Raw genomic sequence first — 26,792 nt, 5'->3', positions numbered from 1 at the left:
TCAGCACCACGTCCACGTCCAGCTCGCCCACCAACGCCCAACCGCCGCCCCAGCTCGAGCCGGGACGGCGGTTGGTAGCGGTTGCAGACCCCGCGGGGGCAGGTAGGGCGTACTTGCAGACGCCCCTACTTGCCCTTGAACTCGGGCGCGCGCTGGGCGAAGACGGCCTGGATCGCCTCGCCGAGGTCCTCCGAGGCGAGGAACGCGGAGTTCCACGCGGCCACGTAGCGCAGCCCCGAGGCGACCCGGGCGGCGCGCTCCTGGTCCAGCACGTCCTTGATGCCGTGCACCACCAGCGGCGGGTTTCCCGCGATCTCCTTGGCGGTGGCGTGCGCGGCGGCGAGCACGGCCTCGGCGTCAGGGAGCACGTCGTTGACCAGGCCGATGCGCTCGGCGCGGGCGGCGTCGATGTCGCGACCGGTCAGCGCCAGCTCGCGCAGGTGGCCGTCGCCGATGATCGCTGGCAGCCGCTGCAGGCTGCCCATGTCGGCCACGATGGCCACCTTCACCTCGCGGATGCTGAAGGACGCGTCGGCGCTGGCGTAGCGGACGTCGCAGGCGGCGATGAGGTCGACGCCGCCCCCGATGCAGCGGCCCTGCACGGCGGCGATCACCGGCTTGCGGCAGTCGGCGACGGCGTTCAGCGCCTTCTGCATCTTCTTGATGTCGTCGTAGAGCGCGGTGCGCGGGCCGGCGAGCAGGTTCTCCCCGCTCATCACCGGGCCGAGCGTCTCCCCCATCGCTGCCAGGTCGAGCCCGTAGGAGAAGTTGCGCCCGGAGCCGGCGACCACCACGGCGCGCACCTCGGGGTCGGCGTCGAGCTCGGCGAACACCTGCGGCATCTCGGCCCAGAAGTCCGGGCCCATCGCGTTGTGCTTGCCCGGCCCGACCAGGGTCACCTGCGCGACGCTCCCGGTGCGGTCGACGGTTACGGACTTCCAGGCGCTCTCAGTCATGCGGACACTGTATTGGGGGCACGGAGCCCCACGTCCACCGGCGAGCGTCCACCCAGCACCGTCCTTCCCGCCCGCCCCACCGGTTGGGGCGACCTTGGTTGCGGCACAACGCAGCACCGTTGGGTGACGCGTCGCGGCCCGGCTTGCGCCGGGTCGCCCACCGCACTGGCTTGTACGTTTGGTGCAGAGCCCCTGCGTTCTGGTGAGTGCAACACCCTCGAGCGAGCGCCCCGGGCGAGCGGTGGCGAGGCGGGGGAGACCGACATGGCGACTGACCACGGCGACCGCTCGGCGACGGCCGAGCTCGAGCTGGCACCGACCCGGGACACCGGGCGCACGGCGATCGTCCTCGGCGGCCTGGTGGTGCTGGGCGTGCTGATCCTGCAGCTCGGCTTCATCCTCAGCTACGTGGGTGCGTTCCACGACCCAGCACCGCGGGACGTGGACATCGCCGTGGTGGGCCCGGCTCCGGCGGCGGAGCAGACCGTCGCGGCGCTGGGGTCGCTGCCCGGGCACCCGCTGAGCCCGAGCACCACCACCAGCGTGGAGCAGGCCCGCTCGATGGTGGCCAACCGCGACGTGGAGTCGGCACTGGTCCTGGGGCCGGACGGCAGGGACACCCTGCTCGTGGCCAGCGCCGCCAGCACCTCGGTGGCCGACGCCGTGGAGACCGTGGTGACGCAGTTCGCCGCCGCCCAGCAGCGCACCGTCACCGTGGACGACCTGGTGCCCATCAGCTCCGGGGACAACCGCGGCCTCTCCGACTTCTACATCGCCGTCGGCTGGGTGGTGGGCGGTTACCTGCTGGCCACCGTGATGGAGCTGGTCGCCGGCAGCTCCCGCGCCCCTCGGACGGCAGCGCGGCGGCTGCTCGTCGCCGTCGGCTACGCCGTGCTGTCGGGCATCGGCACCGCCATCATCGTGGAGCCGGTGCTCGGTGTGTACTCCGGGCACTTCTGGTCACTGGCTGCGCTCGGCGCCCTGGTGGTCTTCGCCACCTTCGCCTTCACCCTCTTCCTCGAGGCGGCGCTGGACTTCGTGGGCATCGGGCTGGTCATCGGGCTGTTCGTGGTGCTGGGCAACCCCAGCGCCGGCGGCGCCTACGGCACCCAGCTGATCCCCCCGTTCTGGGCCGCGATCGGCCCGTGGCTCACGCCCGGCGCCGCCACCAGCGGCGTCCGCAACATCGCCTACTTCCACGGAACCGAGATGGCGCAACCGCTGGGGGTGCTCTTCGGCTACGCCGTGGTCGGCGTGGTGGGGGCGATGGTGGCCGCGACGTACTTCGATCGCCGCGCACGACGGAAGCAGTCGCCGAGCGACACCACCGCGGCCACCGGCGCCACCGTCACGATCTGAGGGCGTGGCGAGGACGGCTTGCCAGGCGCCGGGAACAGATCCTTATCGGGTATCGTTGTCATCACCAATAAGGCAGGTGTCTCAGACACCTGGTGTCGACGTGCCGCCAGTGCAGGAGCAAACCGTGCGAAAGATCCACCGGGCCGCGTGCGCCGCCCTCGTCGGGACCGTGCTGGTCCTCACCGGGTGCGCCACCAGCCCCTCCACCCCGGGCGCCTCCGGCAGCGAGCCCGGCAAGACGATCACCGTGGTGGCCGCGGAGAACTTCTGGGGCCTGCTGGCCGACCAGCTCGGTGGCGACAAGGTGGACGTGCACAGCATCGTCAGCTCCCCCGGCGCCGACCCGCACGACTACGAGGCCACCGCCTCCGACGCCCGCGCCATCGCCACCGCCGACCTGACCGTGGTCAACGGACTCGGCTACGACGGCTGGGCCGACGACCTGGCCGCAGCCAACCCCGCCCCCAACCGGGCCAACCTCAACGTGGGCTCGGTGCTGGCGCTGCCCGACGATGCCAACCCGCACCGCTGGTACAACCCCGCCGACGTGGCCAAGGTCGCGGAGAGCATCACCGCCGCCTACAAGAAGATCAGCCCCGACCAGGCCGGCTACTTCGACACCCAGCTGCAGGCCTTCAGCACCACCGCGATGGCGGAGTACGACAAGGTGGCCACCGAGATCCGCACCACCTTCGGCGGCACCCCGGTGGGTGGCTCGGAGAGCGTCCTGGAGATGCTCGTGCCCTCCCTCGGCCTCGACCTCGTCACCCCGCCCGGCTTCCTCAGCGCGGTGAGCCACGGCGACGAGCCGACGGTGGCGGACAAGACCACCGCGGACCAGCAGATCCGCAGCGGCGCCATCAAGGCCTACGTCTACAACGCCCAGAACGCCTCCCCCGACGTGCAGCAGCAGGTGGACGCCGCCCGCGCCCAGGGCATCCCGGTCACCACCGTCACCGAGACCCCGCCCGCGGGCACGCAGAGCTGGCAGCAGTGGCAGACCGACCAGCTCGTGGCGCTGCGCGACGCGCTGTCGGCCAGCAGCGCACGATGACGAGCGGCGCCACTGCCACTGCGGACCCGGTGCTGCAGCTGCGCGGCGCTGCGGTGCGCCGCGGCGCCACCACGCTGTGGGACGGCCTGGACGTCACCGTCGCCGCCGGGGAGTTCGTCGCGGTGCTGGGCCCCAACGGCGTCGGCAAGTCCACCCTGGTCAAGGCCGCGCTCGGGCAGGTCCGCCTGTCCGCCGGCGAGGTCAGCGTGCTCGGCCAGTCCCCGCCCGGGGCGAACCGGCAGATCGGCTACCTCCCGCAGCGGCGCAGCTTCGACCGCAGCCTACGGGTGCGCGGCACCGACGTGGTGCGCCTGGGCCTGGACGGCAGCCGGTGGGGCTTCCCGCTGCCGGGTCGCCGCCGCTTCAGCGCCGCCGCGCGCGCCGCGGAGGAGCGGGTGCGCCACGTGGTGGAGATGGTGGGGGCGCAGGACTACGCCGACCGCCCCATCGGCCGGCTGTCCGGTGGTGAGCAGCAGCGCCTGCTCATCGCCCAGGCACTGGTCTCGCGCCCCCGGCTGCTGCTGCTGGACGAGCCGCTGGACTCCCTCGACCTGCCCAACCAGGCGTCGGTGGCGGCCCTGATCTCCCGCATCTGCCACGAGCACGACGTGGCGGTGGTGATGGTCGCCCACGACGTCAACCCGATCCTGAGCTACCTCGACCAGGTGGTGTACCTCGCTCAGCACGGCGCCGCCGCCGGCCCCGCCCACGAGGTGATCACCAGCGACACCCTCACCCGGCTGTACGGCACCCAGGTGGAGGTGCTGACCACCTCCGACGGTGGGCTGGTGGTGGTGGGTGAGCCCCAGGCGCCGTCGCTGCACGCGCCGCGGCACTCCGACCCGGCCGGACACCGCCACTGATGCAGCCGGTGCTCACCTGGAACCTGGTGGAGGACGTCCGCCAGATGTTCCAGTTCCCGTTCATGGTCAACGCCTTCCGCGCCGGCACCATCGTCGCGGTGCTGGCCGGGCTGGTCGGCTGGTTCATGGTGCTGCGCCGGCAGAGCTTCGCCGGCCACACCCTGGCCGTGGTGGGGTTCCCCGGTGCCGCGGGCGCGGTGCTGCTGGGTGTCAGCGCCACCTACGGCCTGCTCACCTTCGCCGTGGCGGCGGCCCTGGTGATCGCCGCCATCCCGGGCTCGCGCTCCGGCGGCTACAGCGAGGAGTCCGCGGTCACCGGCACCGTGCAGGCCTTCGCGCTGGCCTGCGGCTTCCTCTTCCTCAGCCTGCACGGCGGCCAGCTGGGCGGGGTGAACAACCTGCTGTTCGGCAGCTTCCTGGGCATCACCGCGGCGCAGGTGCAGGTGCTGGCCGTGATCGCCGTGGTGGCGGTGGCCATCCTCGCCGCCATCGCCCGGCCGCTGCTGTTCGCCTCGGTCGACCCGGACGTGGCCGCCGCGCGCGGGGTGCCGGTGCGGGCCCTGGGCGCGGGCTTCCTGGTCCTGCTCGGCGTGGCCGCGGGCGCGGCCGCCCAGATCACCGGCAGCCTGCTGGTGTTCGCGCTGCTGGTGGCGCCCGCCGCCACCGCCCAGCTGATCACCGCTCGCCCGGTGGTCAGCGCCGGCCTGGCCGTGCTGATCGGGGTGCTCACCACCTGGGCCTCGCTGTTCGTCGCGTACTACCTGGACTACCCCATCGGCTTCTTCATCACCTCCATCGCTTTCGCCGGGTACCTGCTGGTCGCCGGCGGCACCTGGGCGCGGGGCGCCCTCGCCGGGGACGACCGGTGAGCGCCACCGTGCTGGCCGCCGAGGGCGGCATGCTGGCCCAGCCGTTCGTGCGGCACGCGCTGCTGGCCGGCATCCCCATCGCCGCGCTGTCCGGAGTGGTCGGGTTCTTCATGGTGCTGCGCAACCAGGTCTTCACCGGCGACGCCCTCAGCCACGTGGCCTTCACCGGGGCGGCGCTGGCCCTGGCGCTCGGGGTGGACCTGCGGCTGGGCCTGGTGGTGGCCACCGTCGCGGTGGGTGCGCTGCTCGGCGTGCTGGGCAACCGCGGCCGAGCCGACGACGTGGTCACCGGCACGGTGTTCGCCTGGATCCTGGGCATCGGCGTGCTGGCCCTGTCCCTCTACACCGCCAGCGAGCGCTCCGCGGTGGGCGGGGCCGCCGGGGTGAGCGTGCTGTTCGGGTCGATCTTCGGCCTCAGCGCCGCCAGCGCGTGGACCGCGGCCGGGGTGGCCGGGGGGCTGCTGGTGCTCACCCTGCTCATCGCCCGCCCCCTGCTGTTCGCCAGCCTCGATCCCGCGGTGGCCGCGGCGCGACGGGTGCCGGTGCGAGCGCTGGGCGTGGGCTTCCTGGTGGTGGTGGGCCTGACCGCCGCCGAGGCCACCCAGGCCGTGGGGGCGCTGCTGCTGCTGGGTCTGCTCGCGGCCCCGGCCGGCGCGGCCCTGCGGCTCACCGACCGGCCGTGGGTGGCGCTGGCGCTGGCCCCGGTCATCGCGGTGGGCTCCATGGTGGGCGGGCTGGTGCTCAGCTACGCCTTCCCGTCGCTGCCGCCGAGCTTCAGCATCCTGGCCCTGGCCACCGCCAGTTACGCCCTGAGCTTCCTGCGGGGCTCCGGCCGGGCCGCGCGGGCCTGACCGTCAGGCGGGAGCAGGCCGGACACACCCGGCTCCCGCTGCCAGGATCGGCGCACGGCGTCCACCTGGCGCACCGGTCGACCTGAGGAGCCCCCCGTGGGACCACTGTCCGGCTACACCGTGCTCGAGATGGCGGGCATCGGCCCGGCCCCGTTCGCCGGGATGGTGCTGGCCGACCTGGGCGCCGACGTCATCTGCCTGCACCGTGCCAGCGCAGCGGGTAGCCGACCCACCGACGAGGAGGTGACCGGGCGCGGTCGGCGCTCCGTCGCGGTCGACCTCAAGCACCCGGACGGCCCGGCCACGGTGCTGCGGCTGGTGGAGAGCGCGGACGCGCTGATCGAGGGCTTTCGGCCCGGGGTGATGGAGCGCCTGGGCCTGGGGCCGCAGGAGTGCCTGGTCCGCAACCCCAGGCTGGTGTTCGGCCGGATGACCGGCTGGGGCCAGGACGGCCCGCTCGCCCACACCGCCGGGCACGACATCAGCTACATCTCGCTGTCCGGCGCGCTGTCGGCCATCGGCCGCGCCGGACAGGCCCCGGTGCCGCCGCTGAACCTGGTGGGCGACTACGGCGGTGGCGCGATGCTGCTGGCCACCGGCGTGCTGGCCGCGCTGCTGGCGGTGGCCCGCGGGGGCGAGGGGCAGGTGGTGGACGCGGCCATGGTGGACGGCTCGGCGCTGCTGCTGGCGCCCATCATGGGCGGGCACTCCCGCGGCGCGTGGGGCCCGCGCGGGACCAACCTGCTGGACACCGGCAGCCCGTTCTACGACGTCTACGAGACCGCCGACGGCGAGCACGTGTCGGTGGGGCCGATCGAGCCGCAGTTCTTCGCCGAGCTGGTTGCCCGCCTCGGCCTGGGCGAGCTGCCCGCCCCGCAGCACGACCGCGCCGGCTGGCCCGAGCTGCGGGCCCGGCTCACCGCGGCCTTCGCCGCGCAGCCCCGCGCGCACTGGGAGGAGGTCTTCGCCGGCAGCGACGCCTGCGTGGTGCCGGTGCTGTCGATGGCCGAGGCCCCGCAGCACCCGCACAACGTGGCCCGCAACACCTTCTTCACCGCCGACGGCATCACCCAGCCCTCGCCGGCCCCGCGATTTTCCGCCACCTCGCTGGACACCCCGACACCGCAGCCGGTGGTCGGCGCCGACACCCGTGCGGTGCTGCTGGGCAGCGGCTTGTCCGAGGAGCAGGTGCAGGTGCTGCTGAGCTCCGGCGCGGTGGCCGAGGGCTAGCCAGGCAGGTCGGCGTCAGGCGCTCTCGGAGCCGGCGCGGTCGGCCGACACCTCGCTCTCGGCCTGCTCCTCACCCACCACGTCCGGGGCCGCCTCGTCGGCCAGCGCCACCGCGTTCTCCACCGACTCCCCGCGGCCCAGCGCCTCGTCCCACACCACCATCCAGGCCGCGCGCTGCTCGTCGGTCCAGTCCGAGCGCTCCTGCAGCGCCAGGTCCTTGAGCGACTCCGCCGCCTGCACCCGCTCGGCGGCCAGCGCCTCCACCCGGGCGATGACGTCGGCCGGCCACACCGCGCGGGACTCGTGGCTGTAGTGCATCCACACCGCGTCGATCACGTCCTGGTGGGCGAAGCCGTCCAGCAGCGCCAGCCACGGGTGCGGGCCGCTGCCGGGGTCCTGAGGTTCTCGGGCGGACTGGTCGACACCCCCGCGGATGCGCAGCACCTCGGCGATGGTCTCGTTGTCGACCTGCTTGACTCCGCCGATCATGGCTGTCCCCCAACGCCGGTCCGACTCAGTGGCGTGACCGTACCGCCGGACCGGCGCCCGCGCAGGGCTAGCCGTTGATCAGCTACTCGTTCATCTCGTAGGTGCCGGAGAGGGCGGCCACCTGCTGCCACACGCGGTCGAAGCGGGCGGTGTCGGTGGCGGGCTTGCGCACGTGCGCCAGCGCCCAGCGCTGCTGCGCCTCCGTGGACGACGCCTTGCCGTGCAGCTGCACCGCGCAGGCGGAGAAGTCGCGCACCAGCACGTCGAAGACCTGGTCCAGCACGTCGCGGTCCAGGCCGGCCAGCTCGGCCTGCTCCAGCACCAGCTGGCCGTAGACCACCAGGGTGAACAGCTGGCCCACCACCAGCTGGAAGTCCAGGTCCTTGGCCTGCTCGGCGTCCGGGGCGCACTCGGTCAGGAAGCGGACCAGGCCGTCGGCCTGCTCGGTGAACACCGCGACGTTGGGCACCTCGGCAAAGCCCTGGTAGGCGGTGCGCCAGTCGTGGAAGGTGACCTTGCCCAGCCCCCTGGCGGGACCCTGGCGGAAGAAGAACGCGTCGTCACCGGCGTCGTGGCGCTGCGGCACCGGCGGGTAGTCCTGCGGGTTGCGCAGGTAGCTGGGCATGAACTTCAGCACCAGCGCCAGGTTCACCTGCACGGTGCCCTCCAGCTTGGGCAGCGCGCGGATGTCGCGGGTGGCCATCCTGAAGTAGGTGTCCTTCTCGAAGCCCTTGGCCGCGATGACGTCCCACAGCAGGTCGATCACCCGCTCGCCCTCGCTGGTCACCTTCATCTTGGTGATCGGGTTGAACAGCAGGTAGCGGCGGTCCTCGGGGGTGGCGGTGCGGAAGTAGTCCACGGCGCGGTCGCTGAACAGCTTCATGGCCACGGTGCGGGCGTAGGCGTCGACGAAGCCGGCCCGCACGTGCGGGAAGTCGGTGACCGGGTGGCCGTAGAGGACGCGGTTGTGCGCGTGCGTGATCGCCTCGTAGAAGGCGTGCTCGCTGATGCCGATGGAGGCGGTGCAGAGGTTGAACTTGCCGACGTTGACGGTGTTCAGCGCCGCGCTGAAGGCCTCCGGCCCGGTGTGCAGCACGTCGACCTCGCGCACCGGGTAGTCGCGCAGCTCGAAGGCGCTGACGAACATCTGGGACGGGACCACGTTCTTGACCAGGTGGAAGGCGGGGTGCTGGCTGTCCACCGCGAAGAACACGTAGCCGTCGGGGCCCTCGACGTCGGCGCGACGGCCGAACACCGACACCATCCCGGCGACGTTGCCGTTGCCGATGTAGTACTTCTCGCCACTGGCGGTGAAGCCCCCGTCGGGCTGAGGGGTGAGCACCATGTCGGTGGAGTAGACGTCGGCGCCGTGGGACTTCTCCGACAGCCCGAAGGCGAACACCGCGCCGTCGTCGAGCAGGGCGGCGGCCCGGCGGCGGGCGTCGGCGTTCTCGCTCATCCAGATGGGGCCGAGGCCGAGGACGGTGACCTGCCAGGCGTACCAGTACTGCAGGCCGTAGAAGCCCAGCACCTCGCTGAGGGCGGCGTTGCGGGTGGCGTCCCAGCGCTTGTCCGGGTGCCCGTCGGCCTCGGCGGCCGGGGTCTGGAAGGTGGCGAAGAGCTTCTCCCGCCGCACGAAGTCCAGGAACTCCGTGTACCAGACGCCGCTGAGGTCGTCGGCGATCAGCTGGTCCTTGCCCCGCGCCTCGAACCAGTCGATGGTGGCCCGCAGCAGGCGCCGGGACTCGACGTCCAGGTGCGTCGGGTCGTAGGTGCTCGGGTTGAACAGCAGCTCGCTCACGGGGGCCTTCCTCAGTGGTCGTCCGGGGTGGGGACGACCCGAGGTTACCCGCCGGTAACTTCGCTGCTGCCGGCCGCGGGGTGCCGGGTCAGAAGCCGGTGGAGCTGACGCCGGCGAGCTGCTCCACCACCAGCGAGACGTGCTCCACCATGCGCTCGGTGGAGATGGTGAAGCCGTCGCGCAGCCACCGCTGGTAGAGGTAGGCCACCGCCCCGAAGGTGGCCAGCGCGTCCAGCTCCACGTCCAGCTCGTCCACCCGGCCGCGCTCGGTGCCGAAGCTGGCCGCCACCGCGGCGATGGGGGCGGTGAACTCGCTGACCAGCTCCGCGCCACGACGGATCAGCTCCGGGGCGGCCAGCGACTCCACGAACATCACCCGGGCCCGCCGGGGGTCGTCGCGGACGTAGCGGGTGAACACCCGCACCAGCTCGCGGATCAGCTCGGCCCGGTTGCTCGCTCCCGCCGACAGCGTCTGCAGCACCGCGTCCCGGGCCCGCAGCGCCACCATGTCCAGCACCGCCACCAGCAGCTGCTCACGGTTGCGGAAGCTCTCGTAGAAGTAGCGCTCGGTGAGCTCGGCCTCGCGGCACACCCCACGCATGGTCACCGCGGCCGCGCCCTCGGTGCCCAGGATCTGCAGGCCGGCCTCGAGCAGCTTGGCGCGGCGCTCCGCCTGGCGCTGCTCGGGCTGCTGCCCGCGCCACGGCCGCTTGGGGCCGGGTTCCACCGCCGCCTCCCGCACCGAGTCCATCAGCCCATCCTCCCACCGGCACCTGGTCCGGCCGGCGGTCCCAGCAGCCGTGGCGGTGGGGGTGTCGGCGAGGTCACGCCGAGACGGTCGCGGTGGCCGGGGTGGTGGCGCTCGGCGTGCTCACCCGGCCACGCAGCAGGTCCGCGGCCCGCTCCCCGATCATGATGGCCGGCGCGTTGGTGTGGCCGCGGATGATCTCCGGCATCACCGAGGCGTCGGCCACCCGCAGGCCGTCGATGCCGCGCACCCGCAGCTCGGGATCGACCACCGACTGCTCGTCGCTGCCCATCCGGCACGTGCCCACCGGGTGATACAGCGTCTGGGTGTAGCGCTCCGCAGCAGTCACCAGCCGCTCCGCGGGGTCACCGCCGGGGGGCTGCAGGTACTCGCCGGTGCAGTGCCGGGCCAGGGCGGGCATGCTCAGCAGCTCCTCGGCCAGGCCCAGCCCGGTGAGCAGCGCCTGCCGGTCCAGCCCCTCGGGGTCGGACAGGTAGCGCGGGTCGATCTTGGCGGCGGCGAACGGGTCGGCCGAGGCCAGGGTGATCTCGCCCCGGCTGTGCGGGCTCAGCAGGATCGGGCCGACGGTCATCCCGTGCGCGGTGGGCTCGGTGAGGCCCTGCCCGACGAACGGGGCTGGGGCGAAGAGCATCTCCAGGTCGGGCAGCGCCAGCTCGGGGCGGCTGCGGACGAAGCCGTAGGCCTCGCCGACGTTGGAGGTGAGCATCCCGCGGCGCCGGGTGAAGTAGGTCAGCAGGTGCTTGGCCTCGGTGGCGGTGAACATCGACTCCGGCCCCTGCGAGCCGACCACCAGGGCCGCGCACAGGTGGTCGGCCAGGTTCTGGCCCACCTCGGCGGCGTCGCGCACCACCTCGATGCCGTGCGAGCGCAGGTGCTCGGCTGGGCCGATGCCGGAGAGCATGAGCAGCTGCGGGGTGTTGATCGACCCACCGGAGAGCACCACCTCGCGGCGCACCTGCGCGCGGCGGTGCACGCCGTCGAGCACGTAGGTGACGCCGGTGGCGCGCCGGCCGGTGAGGTTCACCCGGGTGACGTGCGCGCCGGTGCGCACCGTGAGGTTGGGGCGGCTGCGGGCCGGCTTGAGGTAGGCCACGGCGGTGCTGCAGCGCTGCCCGCGGCGCTGGGTGACCTCGGTGGCGGTGAAGCCCTCCGGGATGTCCCGGTTGGCCCGGTCGTCCACCCGGTGGCCCGCCTCGCCCGCGGCGAGCAGGAAGGCGGTGGTCAGCGGGTTGGTGGAGCGCTGCGTGCTGACGGGCATCGGCCCACCCACGCCGTGGCCCTCGCCCGGCAGGTTGTTCACGTCCTCGATGCGCTCGAAGTAGCCGCGCACCGACTCGTAGGACCAGCCCGGTCCGGCCTGCTCCGCCCAGCCGTCGTAGTCGGCGGCGAAGCCGCGCACCCACATCATGGCGTTCATCGACGAGCTGCCGCCGAGCATCTTCCCGCGCGGCCAGTACAGCCGGCGCCCGGCCAGGCCCGGCTGCGGCTCGGTCCAGTAGTCCCAGTCGCGCTCGGTGCGGAACAGCTGGGGGAAGGCCGCAGGGATGCTCACCGCGGTGACGTTGTCCCGCGGGCCCGCCTCCAGCAGCAGCACCGAGGTGGCGGGGTCCTCGCTGAGCCGGGCGGCGACGACGGCGCCAGCCGACCCCGAGCCCACCACGACGTAGTCAAAGGTGTCGGACACGGACGAGCTCCTCATGGTCGGCGAACGGGTCGGGCCAGGGCAGGACGCAGCGGGGCAGGACGGGCGAGCTCAGGAGCGGCGCACGTGGCGCAGCCCGATGACGCGAGGCAGCAGCGCGGTGATGGCCTTGGCCCGCCCGAAGCTCAGCAGCTTCACCCCGGGCAGCGGAAAGCGCTGGGAAGCAATGCCCTTGGTGCGGGAGAACTCGCGCAGACCCTCGGGACCGTGGATCCGCCCGAAGCCGCTGGCCCCGGTGCCGCCCAGCGGCAGCGACGGGATGCCGGCAAAGCCGATCACCGAGTTCACCGACACCACGCCGGTGTCCAGGCGCCGGGCCAGCTCGGCGCCGCGCGCCTGGGAGAACACCGCCCCACCCAGCCCGTACTGGGAGTCGTTGGCCAGGCGCACCGCCTCGTCCATGTCGTCCACCGTGGTGACGGTGAGCGTGGGGCCGAAGGTCTCCTCCCGCACCGCGAGGCTGTCCTCAGGGGCGTCCAGGATGACCACCGGGGAGATGTAGCGCTCGCCGACGGAGTCCAGCCCACCCACCACGGCCGTGCCGCCTCGCTCGAGGGCGTCGGCGACGTGGCTGCGGACCACGTCCACCTGCGCGGGCATGGTCATCGGCCCGTAGCTGGCGCCGTCCTCGGAGCCCGGGCGCACCTGCGCCAGGGCCTTCTGCAGCTCGGCCACCAGCTGGTCACGCACCGAGCGGTGCACGTACACCCGCTCCACGCCGACGCAGGTCTGCCCGCTGTTGCCCATGGCGCCCCAGGCGATGGCGTCGGCGGCGGCGGGCACGTCGGCGTCGGCGGCCACCAGCGCGGCGTCCTTGCCGCCCAGCTCCATCACCACCGGGGTGAGGTTCTGGGCCGCGGCCATCATCACCCGGCGGCCGGTGGCGGTGGAGCCGGTGAAGGCCACCTTGTTCACCGCCGACGCTGCCAGTGCCGCTCCGGTGGGACCGAAGCCGTGCACCACTGACAGCACCCCCTCGGGGGCGTCGGGGTTGGCCGCGGCGAAGGCCTTGACGTACCAGTCGCCCACCGCGGGGGTGTGCTCGCTGGGCTTGAACACCACGGTGTTGCCCGCCGCCAGGGCCAGCGCGATGGAGCCGGACGGGGTGTACATGGGGTAGTTCCACGGCCCGATCACCCCGACCACGCCGTAGGGCACGAAGGAGGTGGTGGCGGAGAAGTTCGCCAGCAGCAGCCCCGGGCGGTGGCTCTGGTCGGCCAGCACCTTGGCGGCGTGCTTGGCCGCCCAGTCCAGGTGCTCCAGCGTCATCAGCAGCTCGATGGTGGCGTCGGGGCGGGGCTTGCCGTTCTCCCGGTGCAGCAGGTCCACCGCCTCGTCGCGGTGCGCCGCCATCCACGACGCCCAGCGCAGCAGGTGCCGGCGCCGCCCGGCGAAGCCCTGCTCCTGCCACCACGGCGCCGCCTCGTGTGCGCGGGCGACCGCGGCGTCCACGGCGGCCGGCCCGTCCACGGCGAAGCGGGCCACGCTGGCGTCGGTGGCGGGGTTGAGGGACTCCACGAACGCGGGGGCCTGCTCGGTGCTGTCCTGGGCAGGGCTGTCCTGGGCGGGGCTCGTCTGGGTGGGCTCGCTGACGGTGCTCATGCCACATCTCCATCGTCGAATCGGGTGGTGCTGGTTGGTGCAGGTGAGGGCAGCGCTGGTGAGGCGAACGCCTCGGCCGGGGCGAGCACCACGTCGGCGCACAGCGACGGGTCGTCGGAGAAGGGCAGGTGACCGCACCCGCGCAGGGTGACGTGCCGGGCCTGCGGCAGCAGCGCCCGGGCCACCTCGGCCTGGCGCGGCAGCAGCACCGCGTCCCTGGTGCCCCAGGCCACCGTCACCGGGATGTCGGCGAGCCCGCCGGCCGGGCGCGGGTGACGCGTGAGGTCGTAGGTGGCGAAGCCCTTGCGGGCCTCGGTGAAGCGGGTGGCGCCGATGAGCCCGTCGAGGTCACCCACGGCGGCCTCCGGCGAGACCTGCCACGGGCGGCCGAAGAACGGTCCGAAGAGCGCGGCGCGGCCGGCGGCGATCTGCGCGGCGGGGGTGATCACCGGACGCAGCGCCCGGCCCACCACCCGCATGGTGGTGACCACCGACTGGCACCACACCCGGCCGGGGCCGGTCCAGTACCCGACCGGCGCAAAGGCGGTGACCTGGCCGGCCACCCCGCGCCGGCCGAGCTCCATGGCGATGCCGCCACCCATCGAGCTGCCCACCACGTGCGGACGGGTGATGCCGAGCTCGTCGAGCAGCTGGGCGACCCACGCGGCGTAGCCATCCACGGTGGAGGCGACCCCGGCCACCGCGGGGGTGGCTCCGAAGCCGGGCAGGTCCAGGGCGAGCACCTCGTGCTCGGCAGCCAGGGCGTCGATGATCGGCTCGAACACCTGCCAGCGGCTGCCGATGCCGTGGATCAGCACGATCGGTGGGCCGTGGCCCGCCCGGTGGTAGCTGGTGCCGTTCGGCAGCGCGTCGGTGCGCCCCATCGCGTCCTCCCAAATGTTGACATCACGCACTGTTGACAGCGGATGATGTCGATGTCATGTTAGTCGACACCACTGCCTCGATTGATGTCAAGCATGGCGCCGAAGAGCCGTGGGTGCGCGCCGCAGGAGGACTGCATGAACCAGCGACAGCCGACCTACCGAAAGCCCACCGCGCTGATAATCGGCACCGGCTTCGGGGGGATCGCGGCGGCCATCGAGATCGGCACGGCCGGCTACGACTACACCGTCCTGGAGAAGGCCGACGACGTGGGCGGGGTGTGGCGGGAGAACACCTATCCCGGCGCCGGCTGCGACATCCCCTCCCCGCTGTACTCCTTCTCCTACGACCCCAATCCCGAGTGGCCCAAGCGGTTCTCGCTGCAGCCGGACATCCTGGCCTACCTGCAGCGCACCGCCACCAAGCACGGCGTGCGCGAGCGCACCCACTTCGGGGTGGAGGTGACCAGCGCGGAGTTCGACGCGGCGGCCGGGCAGTGGCGGGTGCACACCAGCACCGGGGAGACCTTCTCCGCCGACGTGCTGGTCCCCGCCGTCGGCCAGCTCTCCCGTCCCGCCATGCCCCGCATCCCCGGGATCGACACCTTCACCGGGCACTCCTTCCACTCCGCCCGCTGGGACCACAGCCGCGACCTCACCGGCGATCGGGTGGCGGTGATTGGCACCGGCGCCAGCGCCGTCCAGCTCGTGCCGCAGATCCAGCCCCGCGTGTCGCACCTGAGCCTGTTCCAGCGCTCGGCGCCGTTCGTCCTGCCGCGACCGGACCGCACCTACACGCGGGCGCACCACGCCGCCTTCCGCCGGCTGCCCACCACCCAGCTGCTCGGCCGGGGCACGGTGTGGGCGCTGGCCGAGGCGATGACCCTGGGCTTCACCACCGTGCCCGCCCTGGGTGCAGCCATCCGCCAGACCTGCCTGACCCACCTGCGCATGACGGTGCGGGACAAGACGCTGCGGGCCAAGCTGACGCCGGGCTACCCGGTGGGCTGCAAGCGGGTGCTGTTCTCCAGCAACTACCTGCCCGCGCTCACCCAGCGCAACGTGGAGGTGGTCACCGACGCCATCACCGAGATCACCCCGCGGGGGGTGCGCACCGCCGACGGCGCCGAGCACGAGGTGGACACCATCATCTACGGCACCGGGTTCACCGCCACCGAGTTCCTCGCCCCGATGACCATCACCGGGCTGGACGGCCAGCAGCTGAGCGAGCACTGGCGCGACGGCGCGCGGGCCTACCTGGGCATGACCGTGCCGGGCTTTCCCAACCTGTTCCTGATGTACGGGCCCAACACCAACCTGGGCGCCGGCTCCATCGTCTACATGCAGGAGTGCCAGGCCCGCTACCTGCGCCAGGCCATGCGCCGGCTGGAGGTGGGCGGACCGGGCTACCTGGACGTGCGCCCGGAGGTGGAGGAGCGCTTCGACGCGGAGATCCAGGGCCGGGTGCAGGGCGGAGTGTGGACGCTGTGCGACAGCTGGTACCGCAACCCCAGCGGCCGGGTGACGGCGAACTGGCCGGGCCGGGTGGCGGAGTACCGCGACCGCACGGAGGTCTTCGACGCCGACAGCTACCGCCACGTCAGCGTCGACGCCCCGGTGGCCGTGGCATGAGCGCGGTGTCGAACGTGGCGGCGACGGACGTGGCGGCCACCAGCACCGAGCCGCGCCCGCTCGGCCCGGAGTCGATGACTTGGTACCGCTTCGGCGACTGGCGCACCACCCTGCTCACCCTGTGGGCCGGTGCGCTGCAGGCGATGCACCCGGTGATCGACACCGCGCTGGTGCAGCACTCGGACGTCTTCGACAACGAGACCGCGCGGCTGGCCCGCTCGTCGGCGCCCATCGTCGGGGCGCTGTACGACCCCACCGGGGAGGTGGCGCGCCGGGTGCGCAGCTTCCACACCGAGATCAGGGGCGAGACCGCCGAGGGGCAGCGCTACCACGCCCTGGCGCCGGAGCCCTTCTACTGGGCGCACGCCACGTTCCTCTACACCCAGTACGTGTGGGCGGAGTACTTCGGCGACCCGCTGACCGAGGCGCAGAAGGAGCAGCTCTACGCCGAGTCGGTGCAGTGGTACGCCCTGTACGGCATGCCGATGCAGGACGTGCCCGCCACCTGGGCCGACTTCCAGCGGTACTGGGACCACGTGGTCACCGACGTGCTGGTGGCCTCGGAGACGGTGCGCCGGTCCCGGGCCCTCAACGACCGGATGCCGGAGCGGCCCACCGAGCGCATCCCGCGGCTGGTGTGGCTGCTGGCCGGGCCCAAGCTCAACCGGCTGCTGGCCTGGGTCACCCGGGGCACGCTGCCGCCGGTGGCTCGACGCAAGCTCGGCTGGGACTGGAGCGCCGAGGACGAGCGCCGGCTGCGCCGCTTCGGCACCGTCGTCCGCGTCGCCTTCCGGCTGCTGCCCCCCACGTGGCGGCTGTCACCGGCGGCCCGCGCCGCCATCCGCCGCCACTCCTGAGCGCAGCCCCGGCCAACCCGGTGGCAGGATCGGCGAAACACCACCGCAGATGACGGCCACGGACGGTGAGGGAGACCGACGGTGAGCACCGAGAGCCTCCTGCCGCGCCCAGGCCGACCGGGTCCCTCGCCACGGGTGAACGTCCCGCTGCCCTACCTGTCGGAGTCGGTGCGCCGCTTCATGGCCCGCGAGTCGGGCAGCGCGGCGCTGCTGCTCGGCGCCACCATGGCCGCGCTGGTGTGGGCCAACCTCCCCGGCCACACCTACGCCTCCTTCTGGCACACCGCGACGTCGCTGCAGGTGGGGTCGTGGTCGTTGGCGCTGGACCTGGAGCACCTGGTCAACGACGGGGCGATGGCCCTCTTCTTCCTGGTGGTGGGCCTGGAGATCAGCCGGGAGCTGACCGTCGGCGAGCTGCGCGACGCCCGCACGGTGGTGGTACCCGCCGTGGGCGCGCTGGGTGGCCTGGTGCTGCCGGCGCTGATCTACCTGGCCTTCGAGCCCAGCGGTCCCGCCGCGGCCGGCTGGGGCATCCCCATGTCCACCGACACCGCGTTCCTGCTGGGGGTGCTGGCCCTGTTCGGCCCGCGCTGCCCCGACCAGCTGCGGCTGTTCCTGCTCACCCTGGCCATCGTGGACGACATCGGCGCCATCGTGGTGATGGCGGTGTTCTACACCGACCACGTCTCGGTGGTGGCGCTGCTGGTGTCCGCGGCCCTGGTGGCGGCGCTGGTGGTGCTGCGCCAGGCGCAGGTGTGGCAGCTGACGCCGTACCTGCTGGTGGGGCTCGGGCTGTGGCTGGCCGTCTACGAGTCGGGCGTGCACCCCACGCTGGCGGGCGTGCTGGTCGGCCTGCTCGTGCCGGCCGCCGCGGTCGGGCCCGAGGCCCGCAAGCACCTGCCGTTCTACGGGCGGGCGGTGCTCGAGAACGCCGATCCGCGGCGGGTGCGACTGGCCACCGCCGCCGCCCGGGCGACCGTCTCGGCCAACCACCGGCTGCAGGACGCGCTGCACCCGGTGAGCGCGTACCTGGTGCTGCCGCTGTTCGCGCTGGCCAACGCCGGGGTGCTGCTCAGCTGGGACGCGCTGCGCGACGCCGCGCAGTCCGGGGTGACCATCGGAATCGTGGTGGCCCTGGTCGCCGGGAACGCGGTGGGCATCTCGCTGACCGCCGGGCTGGTGCTGCGCATGGGGGTGGGCACCCTGGCCGGGCGGGTGCGCTACGGGCACCTGGTGGGTGGAGCGATGCTGGCGGGCATCGGGTTCACCATCTCGCTGTTCATCACCGGGCTGGCCTTCGACGACCAGCAGCTGCGCCAGGAGGCGAAGATCGGCGTGCTCGTCGGGTCGCTGGTGGCGGCGGTGCTGGGCTCGCTGGTGCTGCGCGTGCTGGGTGAGCGGCTGCCGCTGTGCGAGGTGAGCGACCCCGACGGCCCACCGCCGCTGCCGTCCGGGCCGTGGGTGGATCCCACCGCCCGCGCCCGGTCGTGAGCCCTCAGACCAGCGCGGCCTGCAGCGCCCGCAGCTCGGTGCGCCCGGTGTAGATGCGCCCGTTGATGAACAGCGTGGGCGTGCCCCGCGCGCCGTCGGCGATCCCCGCCGCGTAGTCGGCCTGCACTGCGGGCTGGAACGCCTGCGCGGCCTCCCCCGTCACCGGCCCCGCGCCCACCTTGTCGGCCAGGCTCTGCAGGTCCGGGTCGCGCAGGTGGTCCTGGTGGGTGAAGAGCAGCGCGTGCAGCTGCCAGAAGTGCTCCCCGGACGCCTCTGCCGCCAGCGCTGCGGTGAGCGCGAAGGGGTGCACCTCGAACAGCGGGAAGTGCCGGAACACCAGCCGCACCGCGCCGTCGGAGGTGTCCACCAGCTCGCGCAGCACCGGCGCCGCCGCCCCGCAGTACGGGCACTCGAAGTCGCCGTACTCCACCACGGTGATCGGGGCGGTCACGTTGCCGTAGACGTGCCGGTACAGGTCGATCTCGCCGTTCATCAGCCCACCGTATCGCCGGTGAGCGCGTCCACCAGCCCCCAGGCGAGCGCGGTCGCGGCGTCCAGCGCCACGCCGGTGGCGCACAGGTGGAAGGCTCGCCACCGGCCGATGCGGCGCGGCAGGCTCGCCGTTCCACCGGCCCCTGGGATCAGCCCCATCCCCACCTCCGGCAGCCGGAACACCGTGCCGGGGTGGGCGAGCACCCGCCCGGCCAGGGCCGGCAGCTCGATCCCCGCACCGATGCAGCTGCCGTGCAGGTGCACCGTGGTTCGCTCGGCCAGCCGGTGCAGCAGCCGGCCGGCGCCGCCGCGGGTGCGCACCAGGTGCGCCGTGCCCGGGCCGGGGGTCGTGCCGAACTCGTCCAGGTCACCGCCCGCGCAGAAGGAGGTCCCGGCCCCGTCGAGCACCACCTGCAGCGTCTCCTCGTGCACGGCCAGGCGCAGCGCCTCCACCAGGCTGTCGCGCAGCTGGGCGCCGTAGGCGTTGCGCCGCTCGGGCCGGTTGAGCGTCAGGTGCAGGGTGTCGCCGGCGCGGCGCACCAGCAGCGGCGGCCGCACGGCCGGTGGTGGCAGCGGCCGCGGTCCGCGCTCGCCCAGCCAGTGGGCGAAGTCGGGCCCGCCCAGCAGGGTGGAGTACGCGTAGGACTCCACGTCCAGCGCGGCGTCCACGCTGAGGTGCTCCGAGGTCCGCAGCACCTGGCCGAGCACCAGCACCGGCTGGGGGTGGACGGTGACCGCGGCCTGCAGCAGCGTCAGCGCGGCGGCGGGGTCAGCGCTGGGCACGACGGTGCGTCCGCCCGTCGGGGCCAGCGTGGTGTCCAGGGCCTCGGTCAGCACGGCGAGCTCCGGGGGCACCTGGCCCCGGGTGCGCACCCCCACCAGCAGCCGGTCGACGCTGCCGGCCCGCTCGGCGGCCCGGCGGGCGGTGTCGGCGCCGGTGGGCACGTCGAGGTCGACGACCACCAGGGGGTCGACGAGGCCAGCGCCGTCCAGCAGCGGCGGCCACTCGGCGGCGCCGTCGGCCAGCTCGCGCGGGGTGAGTCGTCGCAGCGGGGACGCCATGCGCGAACCCCCTTCACCGGCCGACTCGCGGTGCCTGACCTGTGGCGGAGCGTAACATCGCCGCTGTGCCGGGACCGCTGCCCACAGGTCGACACCAGACTGCACCGGACAGCCGAGAAGTGGTGCGCGACTGGGCCGCCAGCGGGGTCCTCGCGCTCACCGGGCACCGGGACGGGCCGCCGCTGCTGCCACCCGGCCACGCCGCCACCACCGCCCGCCGGCTCGCCTCCTGGATCGCCGACGCCACCTGCGGGACGGTGCAGGTGGACGGGGGCGCGCTGCTCGCCGAGCGCGCCGCCCTCACTGGCCACCAGCGCCAGGGCGCAACCTCGCTGGGCGGCAGCTGCAGGCTGCTGCCCACCGCCGACGGCTGGGCGGCCGTCTCGTGCGCCCGGCCCGGCGACCCGCTGCTGCTGGGTGCGCTGGTGGGCGAGACGCTGGGCGAGGACCCGTGGCCCACGGTGGCGGCCTGGCTGCGCATCACCGCCGGTGCCGAGCTGGCCGAGCGGGCCGAGCTGCTGGGCGTGCCGGCCGCACCGGTGCACCCTCGCGCTGCGGCGCCGCTCTGGCCCGCGCGTCCCCGACCGGTGGCCGGGCTGCTGGTGGTGGACTTCAGCGCGCTGTGGGCGGGACCGCTGTGCGCGCACCTGCTGGGCCTGGCCGGGGCGCGGGTGGTCACGGTGGAGACCCCGCAGCGTCCCGACGGCGCGCGCCGCGGCAACCCCGACTTCTACCGCCTGCTGCACGGCGGGCACGCCTCGGTGGTGCTCGACCCCGCCACCGCCGGGGGCCGCCAGTCCCTGCAGACCCTGGTGCGACGGGCCGACATCGTCATCGAGTCCTCTCGTCCGCGGGCACTGGCCCGGTTCGGGTTGAGCGCCACGGAGCACGTGTCCGGCGGCGGCACCTGGGTCTCCATCACCGCCGCCGGCCGGGCGAGTGATCGCGTCGGCTTCGGCGACGACGTGGCGGCGTCCAGCGGCCTGGTGGCTCACGACGCGGCCGGGCTTCCGGTGTTCGTGGGTGACGCCCTGGCCGATCCGCTCACCGGCCTGACCGCGGCGGCGCTGGCGATGTCCGACCCACTGGGCGGCGGCGGGGCGCTGTGGGACGTGTCGATGGCCGACGTCGTCGCGGCCACCCTGAGCGGGCCGGCACCGGAGGGACGAGTGGCGCGGGGCGAGCACGGCTGGGTGGTGCGGGGTGAGGAGGACGTGCCGGTGGCGCTGCCGCGGGCCCGGCCGCCACGCGGGCTCGCGCCGACCAGCGGGGCGAGCACCAACGAGGTGCTGCGCGGCCTCGGGATCGCCGCTCCGTGACCAGCCTGCTGCTGCGCGACTGTGAGGTGGACGGCCAGGCCGGGGTGGACGTGCACGTGGTGGCGGGAGTGGTGGCCGAGGTCGGCCGTGGCCTGCAGCCGACCCCAGGGCGCCTCGTGGTGGACGTCCGCGCCGGTGCCCTGCTGCCCGGGCTGGCCGACCACCACCTGCACCTGCACGCCCTGACCGCCCACGCGCAGTCCGTCCGGTGTGGACGGTGCACCGACGCCACCGGCCTGGCCCGGGCCCTGCACGCCGCGGCCGGTGACCCCCACGGCTGGGTGCGCGGGGTCGGCTACCACGAGGGGGTGGCCGGCGACCTCGACCGCGACACCCTGGACGCCCTCTGCGCGCAGCGCCCGGTGCGGCTGCAGCACCGCAGCGGCGCGCTGTGGGTGCTCAACAACCTGGCCGCCGCCGCCGTCGGGCTGGACACCGCCACCCACCCCGGGGTGGAGCGCGACACCGCCGGACGGCCCACCGGACGGGTGTGGCGCGCCGACGACTGGCTGCGCGAGCGGCTGCCGGCCAGCGGTCCGCCCCCGCTGTCGGGCGTGGGCGCGGACCTGTCCCGGTTGGGCATCACCGCGGTCACCGACGCCTCCCCCGACCTGACCGAGCAGTCGGTGCGCGCGATCGCCGAGGCGGTGCAGGGTGGTCAGCTGCCGCAACGGGTGCAGCTGCTGGGCGCCCCGACCGGGATGGCTGCGACCGAGCGCCTCACCGTGGGCCCGTACAAGATCGTGCTCGCCGACTCCGGGCTGCCCGAGCCGTCCGCGCTGGCTGCGCTGGTGACCGAGGTGCACGGCCAGGGGCGGCCGATCGCGGCGCACTGCGTGTCCCGGGAGGCGCTGCTGATCCTGCTCGCGGCGCTCGAGGAGGTGGGAGCGAGACCGGGCGACCGCGTCGAGCACGCGGCACTCGTGCCGGTGGAGAGCCTCACCGAGCTGCGCCGGCACGGGCTCCGGGTGATCACCCAACCGGGCTTCCTCGCCGACCGCGGCGATGACTACCTCGCCCACGTCGACGCCCGCGACCTCCCCGACCTGTACCGCTGCCGCACGCTGCTCGACGCCGGGGTGCCACTGGCGCTGTCCAGCGACGCCCCCTACGGGCCGCTGGACCCGTGGGCGGCGCTGGCCGCGGCGGTCACCCGACGCGCAGAGTCCGGCGCGGTGGTCGGTGCCGCCGAACGACTGACCCCGGCCGAGGCGCTGGCCGGCTACCTCGGGCCGCTGGACGACCCCGGCGGCCCGGCGCGCCGCGTCCGTCCGGGCGTACCGGCTGACCTGGTGCTGCTGCACGCCCCGCTGGCCGAGGTCCTGGCCGCACCCCGCGCCGACGCCGTGCGGATGACTCTGGTGGGTGGCGAGCGGGTGTTCGGCTGAGCTACTGGTGGCGCACCTGGAGGTGGTGGTGGTCGGCCAGGGAGATGGTCGCCACGCCCACCACCGCGCCGACGAGCACGCCCACCAGGGTGTCGCCCACCCGGTCCAGCGCCATGCTCGGGCCGAACGGGCTGCCCAGCGATGCCAGCAGCAGCGCCATCGGCGTGACCCCCACCTGCACCAGCAGGTAGCTGCGGGCGACCATCAGCTCCACCAGCAGCTGCAGCAGCACGGCGATCGCGGCCAGCGGCCAGTAGCCCAGGTCCAGCGCCAGCAGACCAGCCGCGACCAGCCCGCCGACCACGTTGCCGGACAGACGCTGCACGCCCCGCTGCAGGGTGCTGTGGTAGGTCAGGCCCTGCAGCGCCGCCATCGCCCCCATCCCCGCCCACAGCGGGTGAGCCAGGCCCAGATCCACCGCGAGCAGCCCGGCCAGTGCCGCGCCCGCCAGCACCCGGACGGACCCGCGCAGCAGCTCCGCGTCCAACAGGCGGTGCAACGACTGGGCGAGCAGTCCCGGTGTGCGGGCCGGGGTGCCCAGCTGGTCGGCGTGGGCGAGCAGGTCCGCGTCCAGGTGCTCGGTGTCCAGGGGGATCGGCCACAGCCGCCGCAGGGCCGGCTCGTGGCGGGTGAGCCGCTGGCGCCCCGCCAGGCCGTCGGTGGCCAGCACCTGCTCGGCCTGGTCCAGCAGGGCCCACAGCACGCGGCGGCGGGGGTCGGTGCGGGGGCCGGCCGGGCTCCACGCGACGGTGGTGCGAGCAGCAGCGATGGCCTGCCGCACCGGCTCGACGCTCGCCCCCGGCGCGTGGCGGTCGAGGGCACCGAGCGCTCGGGCCACGGCCAGGCGTGCAGGCCCCAGCGGCAGCCAGAGCGCCCCGACCAGGCAGCAGGCCGCGCCCACCGCCACGCCCAGGCCGGTGGCCAGGGTGACCCGTCCGACGTCGGCGGCGCTGTCGGCGAAGCCGGCTCCGGCCGAGGCGGCGAACATCATGATCACCGGTCCGGGGCCGAGGATGCGGAAGGCCGTGAGCACCACCAGCGCCACCGCGCCCAGCACGGCGAGCACCCCCACCTGCACGCCGATGGGCGCCTCCACGGCACCCAGCCCGCCGCCCACCGCGGTGCTGGCGACGAGCAGCAGCCCCACCAGCACCAGGCGCCGCGCCAGGTAGGGGTAGGCCTCGTAGCGGCAGAACGCCGAGCACAGCGAGCCCAGGGTGGCGATGGCCGCCAGCTGCTGCTGGCCCACCAGTCCACCGACGCACAGGGTCACCAGCATGGCCACGGCCACCCGCAGGGCTGGCACGATAGCCGCGTCGGCGGGGCGGACAGCGAGCACGTCCCGCCAGGCGTGCGGGGACCAGGCGTGCGCCAGGGCGCTCCGGGTGTGCTGGACTCGGGCGGTGGTCATCGACGCGGGAACCGGCACTCCGCTGATAATACACCGGTAAACTATCCCTGAAACGTATTCGCGCCGCCGTGCTGGAAGCAGGACCTCCCATGACTACCGACTCCGGCTCCACCGGGGACTTCGTCGACCGCGCCCGGGCGGCGTGGGCCGAGGCCAGCCCGACGCTGGACACCTCGTCGATGGAGCTGATCGCCCGGATGGGGCGCATCGCGGCACTGTGGCACCAGGCGCAGGAGCGTCGGCTGCGCCCGGCCGGCGTCTCGCGCACCGAGCTCGACCTGCTGTGCTCGCTGGCCCGCGCGGACCGTCCGCTGCGGGCCAGCGAGGTCACTGCCGCCACGCTGCTGAGCAACGCCTCCACCACCAAGCTGACCACCCGGCTGGCCGAGGCGGGCCTGGTGCGGCGCTCGCGGGGTGACCGCGACGCCCGGGTGGTGCTGCTGGAGCTGACCGAGGCCGGGCGCACGCTGGTGGAGCGGGAGCTGCCGGCCTGCCTGGCGCTGGACGAGAGCCTGCTGGCCGGGCTGGACACCGGTGATCGGGAGCAGCTGGAGGCCGCGTTGCGGCTGGTGCTGCGCCACACCGAGGACGCCGTGCGGCGCGACTAACAGGGGATGGCGAGAGCCGGCGAGGGATGATCACAGCGTGCCGACTCAGTGGTCTTGCGTGGCAGCGTCGCGCCGCTGCGCGACGAGCTCGCGCAGGGCGGGGACGACGCCGCGATCGAGCAGTTTCCGGACCGGACCGGAGGGCGGCCGGATGCACTGGTCAGCCTTCGTCGAGCCCCAGGGCGCGCCCGTCCTGATCGCTGGTGTGGCCGCCGGCGGCCAGGTAGGCCTCCTCGACAATGGCTGCGCAGACGGCGAGCTCCTCTTCGTCGCGGGGCCCGTAGAGCATGATCACGATCGGCGGCACGAAGCCTGGGGCGACCAGGCAGTGGTACTCCGCCCAGCCGGCCGCGATCAACCGCTCGGCCAGGGCGGTCGGGACGTGGAGATGCAGGCTGCCATCGAGGTGGGGATGAATGTGGCCCCATTCACCGCCCAGGATGTCGGGCAGCGCCGGCGGCTCCGCCGGATCGTTGAGGAAGAAGGCGACGGTACCGGGCACGGAGACCCGGCTCTCGCCGCGGCTGACGCCCGGCAGTGACAGGGCGTGGTCACGTAGCTGGTCCTGCAGCCCGACCGGGGCGTTCTGATCAAGCTGCACGTGCGGGTTGGTCGATGTGGTCGCGGGACGCGGTCCGCCGCGGACCGGGATCTCGAGCTCTGCGGGGTCCATCAAAGTTCCTGCCCCGTGGTTACCTTCAATGAATAATCCCCCGACCTCGCCGTCGATGAAACCAGCGTGACCGAGGGAGATGGTGGAGCCGCCTGTCGGAATCGAACCGACGACCTTCTCATTACGAGTGAGATGCTCTACCGACTGAGCTAAGGCGGCGTGCCCCTGAGGGCGCGGCAAGTGTAGCGAGCCCCCGGGCTGCGGGCCCAACCCGGGCTCCTAGCGGACGGCTGACCCGAGTGTGGCCACCATCGCGTCCACCGCGATGCGCGGCTTGACGTTGGCGGCGAGCGCCTCCCGGCAGGCCAGCACGGCCTCCAGGCAGCGCAGCAGCCCCTCCGGCGTCGACCGGGCCACCAGCTGGCCCACCGCGTCCGCCTGGTCGGGGTGGGTGGCGCTGACCTGGGCTCCGCAGGCGCGAGCCAGGGCGTCGCGGTAGTAGCCGGCCAGGTCCACCAGGGCACGGTCCATGGCGTCGCGCTGGGCCCGGGTGGCCCGGGACTTCTGCCGGCGCTCCAGGTCCTTGAGCACCCCGGCCGAGCCGCGCAGCGCCCCCACCGCCCCCTTGCCGGTACCGCCGGCACCCAGGGCGGTGCGCATCTCCTCGGTCTCCGCGGCGTCGCGGCCGGCAGAGGCGGCCTTGGCCTCCGCCTCGGCGGCCGCCACCAGGTCCTCCGCCGCGGCGTAGGCGGTGCGCGGGCTGGTGGCGGCGTGCGGGATCTGCAACACCGCGGCGCGGCGCTGGCGGGCGTCGCCGTCGGTGGCCAGGCGCCGGGCGCGGCCCACGTGGCCACCGCCAACCGAGGCTGCCCACTGCGCACGCTCGGGCTCCAGGCCGTCGCGCTCGCGCAGCACCTGGGCGATGGCGTCGGCCGACGGGGTGCGCAGGGCCACGTGCCGGCAGCGCGAGCGCAGCGTCACCGAGATGTCCTGCGGGTCCACCGACGGCGCGCACAGCAGGAACACGGTGCGCGGCGGGGGCTCCTCCACCACCTTGAGCAGCGCGTTGGCCGCACCCTCGGTGAGCCGGTCGGCGTCCTCCACCACCACCACCTGCCAGCGCCCGGTGCTGGGCCGGCGCGAGGCGATCTGCACGATGGCCCGCATCTCGGCCACCCCGATGGTGAGGCCCTCGGGGATCACCCGGCGCACGTCGCCGTGGGTGCCGGCCTGCACGGTGTGGCAGGCCTGGCACACCCCGCAGCCGGGCTCGCCCGGTGCGGTGCACTCCAGCGCCGCCGCGAAGCACAGCGCGGCCACCGAGCGGCCGGAGCCGGGCGGGCCGGTGAACAGCCAGGCGTGCGTCATGGCCGAGTCGCCACCGGCCGCGGCGGTCGCCGACCGGGCGGCCGTGGCAGCAGCTGACAGTCCGTCGACCACGGCCTGCTGGCCGACGAGCCGGTCGAAGACTCCGCTCACCTGAACTCCACCTC

Annotated in this window: 24 protein-coding genes and 1 tRNA gene; 12 read left to right on the top strand and 13 right to left on the bottom strand. The window is 73.9% G+C overall.

Going from position 1 to position 26,792, the window contains the following annotated elements:
• Positions 1 to 125 precede the first annotated feature (125 nt).
• On the bottom strand, positions 126 to 956 hold the full coding sequence (locus tag ELX43_RS01530; protein WP_127781832.1) for a crotonase/enoyl-CoA hydratase family protein: 831 nt from the start codon (positions 954 to 956) through the stop codon (positions 126 to 128).
• A gap of 264 nt (positions 957 to 1,220) precedes the next feature.
• Between ELX43_RS01530 and ELX43_RS01525 the strand changes: the two genes are divergently transcribed.
• The 6 genes from ELX43_RS01525 (at position 1,221) to ELX43_RS01500 (ending at position 7,182) form a co-directional block, all read left to right on the top strand.
• The gene (locus ELX43_RS01525) at positions 1,221 to 2,315 is read left to right on the top strand and encodes a DUF3533 domain-containing protein (protein ID WP_127781831.1); all 1,095 of its coding nucleotides are present in this window, start codon (positions 1,221 to 1,223) and stop codon (positions 2,313 to 2,315) included.
• Between the two features lie 124 nt (positions 2,316 to 2,439).
• Positions 2,440 to 3,369, top strand: coding sequence for a zinc ABC transporter substrate-binding protein (locus ELX43_RS01520; protein ID WP_127781830.1), 930 nt, complete (start codon positions 2,440 to 2,442; stop codon positions 3,367 to 3,369).
• Complete coding sequence (locus ELX43_RS01515) at positions 3,366 to 4,232, top strand: metal ABC transporter ATP-binding protein (RefSeq protein WP_127781829.1); 867 nt, start codon at positions 3,366 to 3,368, stop codon at positions 4,230 to 4,232. The genes ELX43_RS01520 and ELX43_RS01515 overlap by 4 nt, the downstream gene beginning before the upstream one ends.
• Positions 4,232 to 5,101 carry a metal ABC transporter permease gene (locus ELX43_RS01510; protein WP_127781828.1) on the top strand — a complete coding sequence of 290 codons (870 nt, stop codon included), beginning with the start codon at positions 4,232 to 4,234 and terminating at the stop codon, positions 5,099 to 5,101. Before ELX43_RS01515 ends, ELX43_RS01510 begins: the two co-directional genes overlap by 1 nt.
• Positions 5,098 to 5,952 (top strand): metal ABC transporter permease, encoded by an 855-nt coding sequence (locus ELX43_RS01505; protein ID WP_241249587.1) that lies wholly within the window; start codon positions 5,098 to 5,100, stop codon positions 5,950 to 5,952. Before ELX43_RS01510 ends, ELX43_RS01505 begins: the two co-directional genes overlap by 4 nt.
• Positions 5,953 to 6,048: 96 nt before the next feature.
• Positions 6,049 to 7,182: a CaiB/BaiF CoA-transferase family protein gene (locus ELX43_RS01500; RefSeq protein ID WP_127781827.1), complete on the top strand. Its 1,134-nt coding sequence runs from the start codon at positions 6,049 to 6,051 to the stop codon at positions 7,180 to 7,182.
• A 15-nt stretch (positions 7,183 to 7,197) separates the two neighbouring features.
• On the opposite strand, the gene ELX43_RS01495 is transcribed toward ELX43_RS01500, so the two are convergent.
• The 6 genes from ELX43_RS01495 to ELX43_RS01470 form a co-directional block, all read right to left on the bottom strand.
• Positions 7,198 to 7,671 (bottom strand): hypothetical protein, encoded by a 474-nt coding sequence (locus ELX43_RS01495; protein ID WP_127781826.1) that lies wholly within the window; start codon positions 7,669 to 7,671, stop codon positions 7,198 to 7,200.
• A gap of 82 nt (positions 7,672 to 7,753) precedes the next feature.
• Entirely contained in the window at positions 7,754 to 9,472 is a 1,719-nt protein-coding gene (locus ELX43_RS01490) for an acyl-CoA dehydrogenase (protein WP_206518069.1), read from the bottom strand.
• 88 nt (positions 9,473 to 9,560) lie between these two features.
• Positions 9,561 to 10,223, bottom strand: a complete 663-nt coding sequence (locus tag ELX43_RS01485) for a TetR/AcrR family transcriptional regulator (protein ID WP_127781825.1) — start codon at positions 10,221 to 10,223, stop codon at positions 9,561 to 9,563.
• A 73-nt stretch (positions 10,224 to 10,296) separates the two neighbouring features.
• Positions 10,297 to 11,925: a GMC family oxidoreductase N-terminal domain-containing protein gene (locus ELX43_RS01480; RefSeq protein ID WP_241249585.1), complete on the bottom strand. Its 1,629-nt coding sequence runs from the start codon at positions 11,923 to 11,925 to the stop codon at positions 10,297 to 10,299.
• Positions 11,926 to 11,994: 69 nt separating this feature from the next.
• On the bottom strand, positions 11,995 to 13,545 hold the full coding sequence (locus ELX43_RS01475; protein WP_127781823.1) for an aldehyde dehydrogenase family protein: 1,551 nt from the start codon (positions 13,543 to 13,545) through the stop codon (positions 11,995 to 11,997).
• Entirely contained in the window at positions 13,542 to 14,429 is an 888-nt protein-coding gene (locus tag ELX43_RS01470) for an alpha/beta hydrolase (RefSeq protein WP_127781822.1), read from the bottom strand. The genes ELX43_RS01475 and ELX43_RS01470 overlap by 4 nt, the downstream gene beginning before the upstream one ends.
• 135 nt (positions 14,430 to 14,564) lie before the next feature.
• Here ELX43_RS01470 and ELX43_RS18130 point away from each other — a divergent pair, with 135 nt between their 5' ends.
• The 3 genes from ELX43_RS18130 (at position 14,565) to nhaA (ending at position 18,406) form a co-directional block, all read left to right on the top strand.
• Positions 14,565 to 16,058, top strand: coding sequence for an NAD(P)/FAD-dependent oxidoreductase (locus ELX43_RS18130; RefSeq protein ID WP_127781821.1), 1,494 nt, complete (start codon positions 14,565 to 14,567; stop codon positions 16,056 to 16,058).
• Entirely contained in the window at positions 16,055 to 16,915 is an 861-nt protein-coding gene (locus ELX43_RS01460; RefSeq protein ID WP_127781820.1) for an oxygenase MpaB family protein, read from the top strand. Before ELX43_RS18130 ends, ELX43_RS01460 begins: the two co-directional genes overlap by 4 nt.
• 81 nt (positions 16,916 to 16,996) lie before the next feature.
• Positions 16,997 to 18,406 (top strand): Na+/H+ antiporter NhaA, encoded by a 1,410-nt coding sequence (gene nhaA / locus ELX43_RS01455; protein ID WP_241249583.1) that lies wholly within the window; start codon positions 16,997 to 16,999, stop codon positions 18,404 to 18,406.
• Positions 18,407 to 18,410: 4 nt separating this feature from the next.
• Here nhaA and ELX43_RS01450 read toward each other — a convergent pair whose 3' ends face one another.
• Both ELX43_RS01450 and ELX43_RS01445 read right to left on the bottom strand, forming a co-directional pair.
• Positions 18,411 to 18,899, bottom strand: a complete 489-nt coding sequence (locus tag ELX43_RS01450; RefSeq protein WP_127781819.1) for a thioredoxin domain-containing protein — start codon at positions 18,897 to 18,899, stop codon at positions 18,411 to 18,413.
• A complete protein-coding gene (locus ELX43_RS01445) occupies positions 18,899 to 19,960 on the bottom strand; it encodes an enoyl-CoA hydratase/isomerase family protein (protein WP_127781818.1) in 1,062 nt (353 codons plus the stop codon). Before ELX43_RS01445 ends, ELX43_RS01450 begins: the two co-directional genes overlap by 1 nt.
• Positions 19,961 to 20,082: 122 nt before the next feature.
• Between ELX43_RS01445 and ELX43_RS01440 the strand changes: the two genes are divergently transcribed.
• Complete coding sequence (locus ELX43_RS01440; RefSeq protein ID WP_127781817.1) at positions 20,083 to 21,279, top strand: CoA transferase; 1,197 nt, start codon at positions 20,083 to 20,085, stop codon at positions 21,277 to 21,279.
• Positions 21,276 to 22,667 carry an amidohydrolase family protein gene (locus ELX43_RS01435; protein WP_127781816.1) on the top strand — a complete coding sequence of 464 codons (1,392 nt, stop codon included), beginning with the start codon at positions 21,276 to 21,278 and terminating at the stop codon, positions 22,665 to 22,667. Before ELX43_RS01440 ends, ELX43_RS01435 begins: the two co-directional genes overlap by 4 nt.
• 1 nt (position 22,668) lies before the next feature.
• Here ELX43_RS01435 and ELX43_RS01430 read toward each other — a convergent pair whose 3' ends face one another.
• Complete coding sequence (locus tag ELX43_RS01430; RefSeq protein WP_127781815.1) at positions 22,669 to 24,096, bottom strand: FUSC family protein; 1,428 nt, start codon at positions 24,094 to 24,096, stop codon at positions 22,669 to 22,671.
• Positions 24,097 to 24,167: 71 nt separating this feature from the next.
• Between ELX43_RS01430 and ELX43_RS01425 the strand changes: the two genes are divergently transcribed.
• The gene (locus ELX43_RS01425) at positions 24,168 to 24,686 is read left to right on the top strand and encodes a MarR family transcriptional regulator (protein WP_127781814.1); all 519 of its coding nucleotides are present in this window, start codon (positions 24,168 to 24,170) and stop codon (positions 24,684 to 24,686) included.
• 160 nt (positions 24,687 to 24,846) lie between these two features.
• Here the strand turns inward: ELX43_RS01425 and ELX43_RS01420 are convergent, their stop codons facing one another.
• The 3 genes from ELX43_RS01420 to ELX43_RS01410 all read right to left on the bottom strand — a co-directional run bounded on the left by ELX43_RS01420 (position 24,847) and on the right by ELX43_RS01410 (position 26,778).
• Positions 24,847 to 25,359 carry a luciferase family protein gene (locus ELX43_RS01420; protein WP_127781813.1) on the bottom strand — a complete coding sequence of 171 codons (513 nt, stop codon included), beginning with the start codon at positions 25,357 to 25,359 and terminating at the stop codon, positions 24,847 to 24,849.
• Between the two features lie 83 nt (positions 25,360 to 25,442).
• A tRNA-Thr gene (locus tag ELX43_RS01415) sits at positions 25,443 to 25,518 on the bottom strand.
• A gap of 60 nt (positions 25,519 to 25,578) precedes the next feature.
• On the bottom strand, positions 25,579 to 26,778 hold the full coding sequence (locus ELX43_RS01410; protein WP_127781812.1) for a DNA polymerase III subunit delta': 1,200 nt from the start codon (positions 26,776 to 26,778) through the stop codon (positions 25,579 to 25,581).
• Positions 26,779 to 26,792 lie beyond the last annotated feature (14 nt).

The sequence above is a fragment of the Rhodococcus sp. X156 genome (genome assembly GCF_004006015.1).
Taxonomy (GTDB): Bacteria; Actinomycetota; Actinomycetes; order Mycobacteriales; family Mycobacteriaceae; genus X156.
This window is presented reverse-complemented; position numbering and strand designations above follow the sequence as displayed.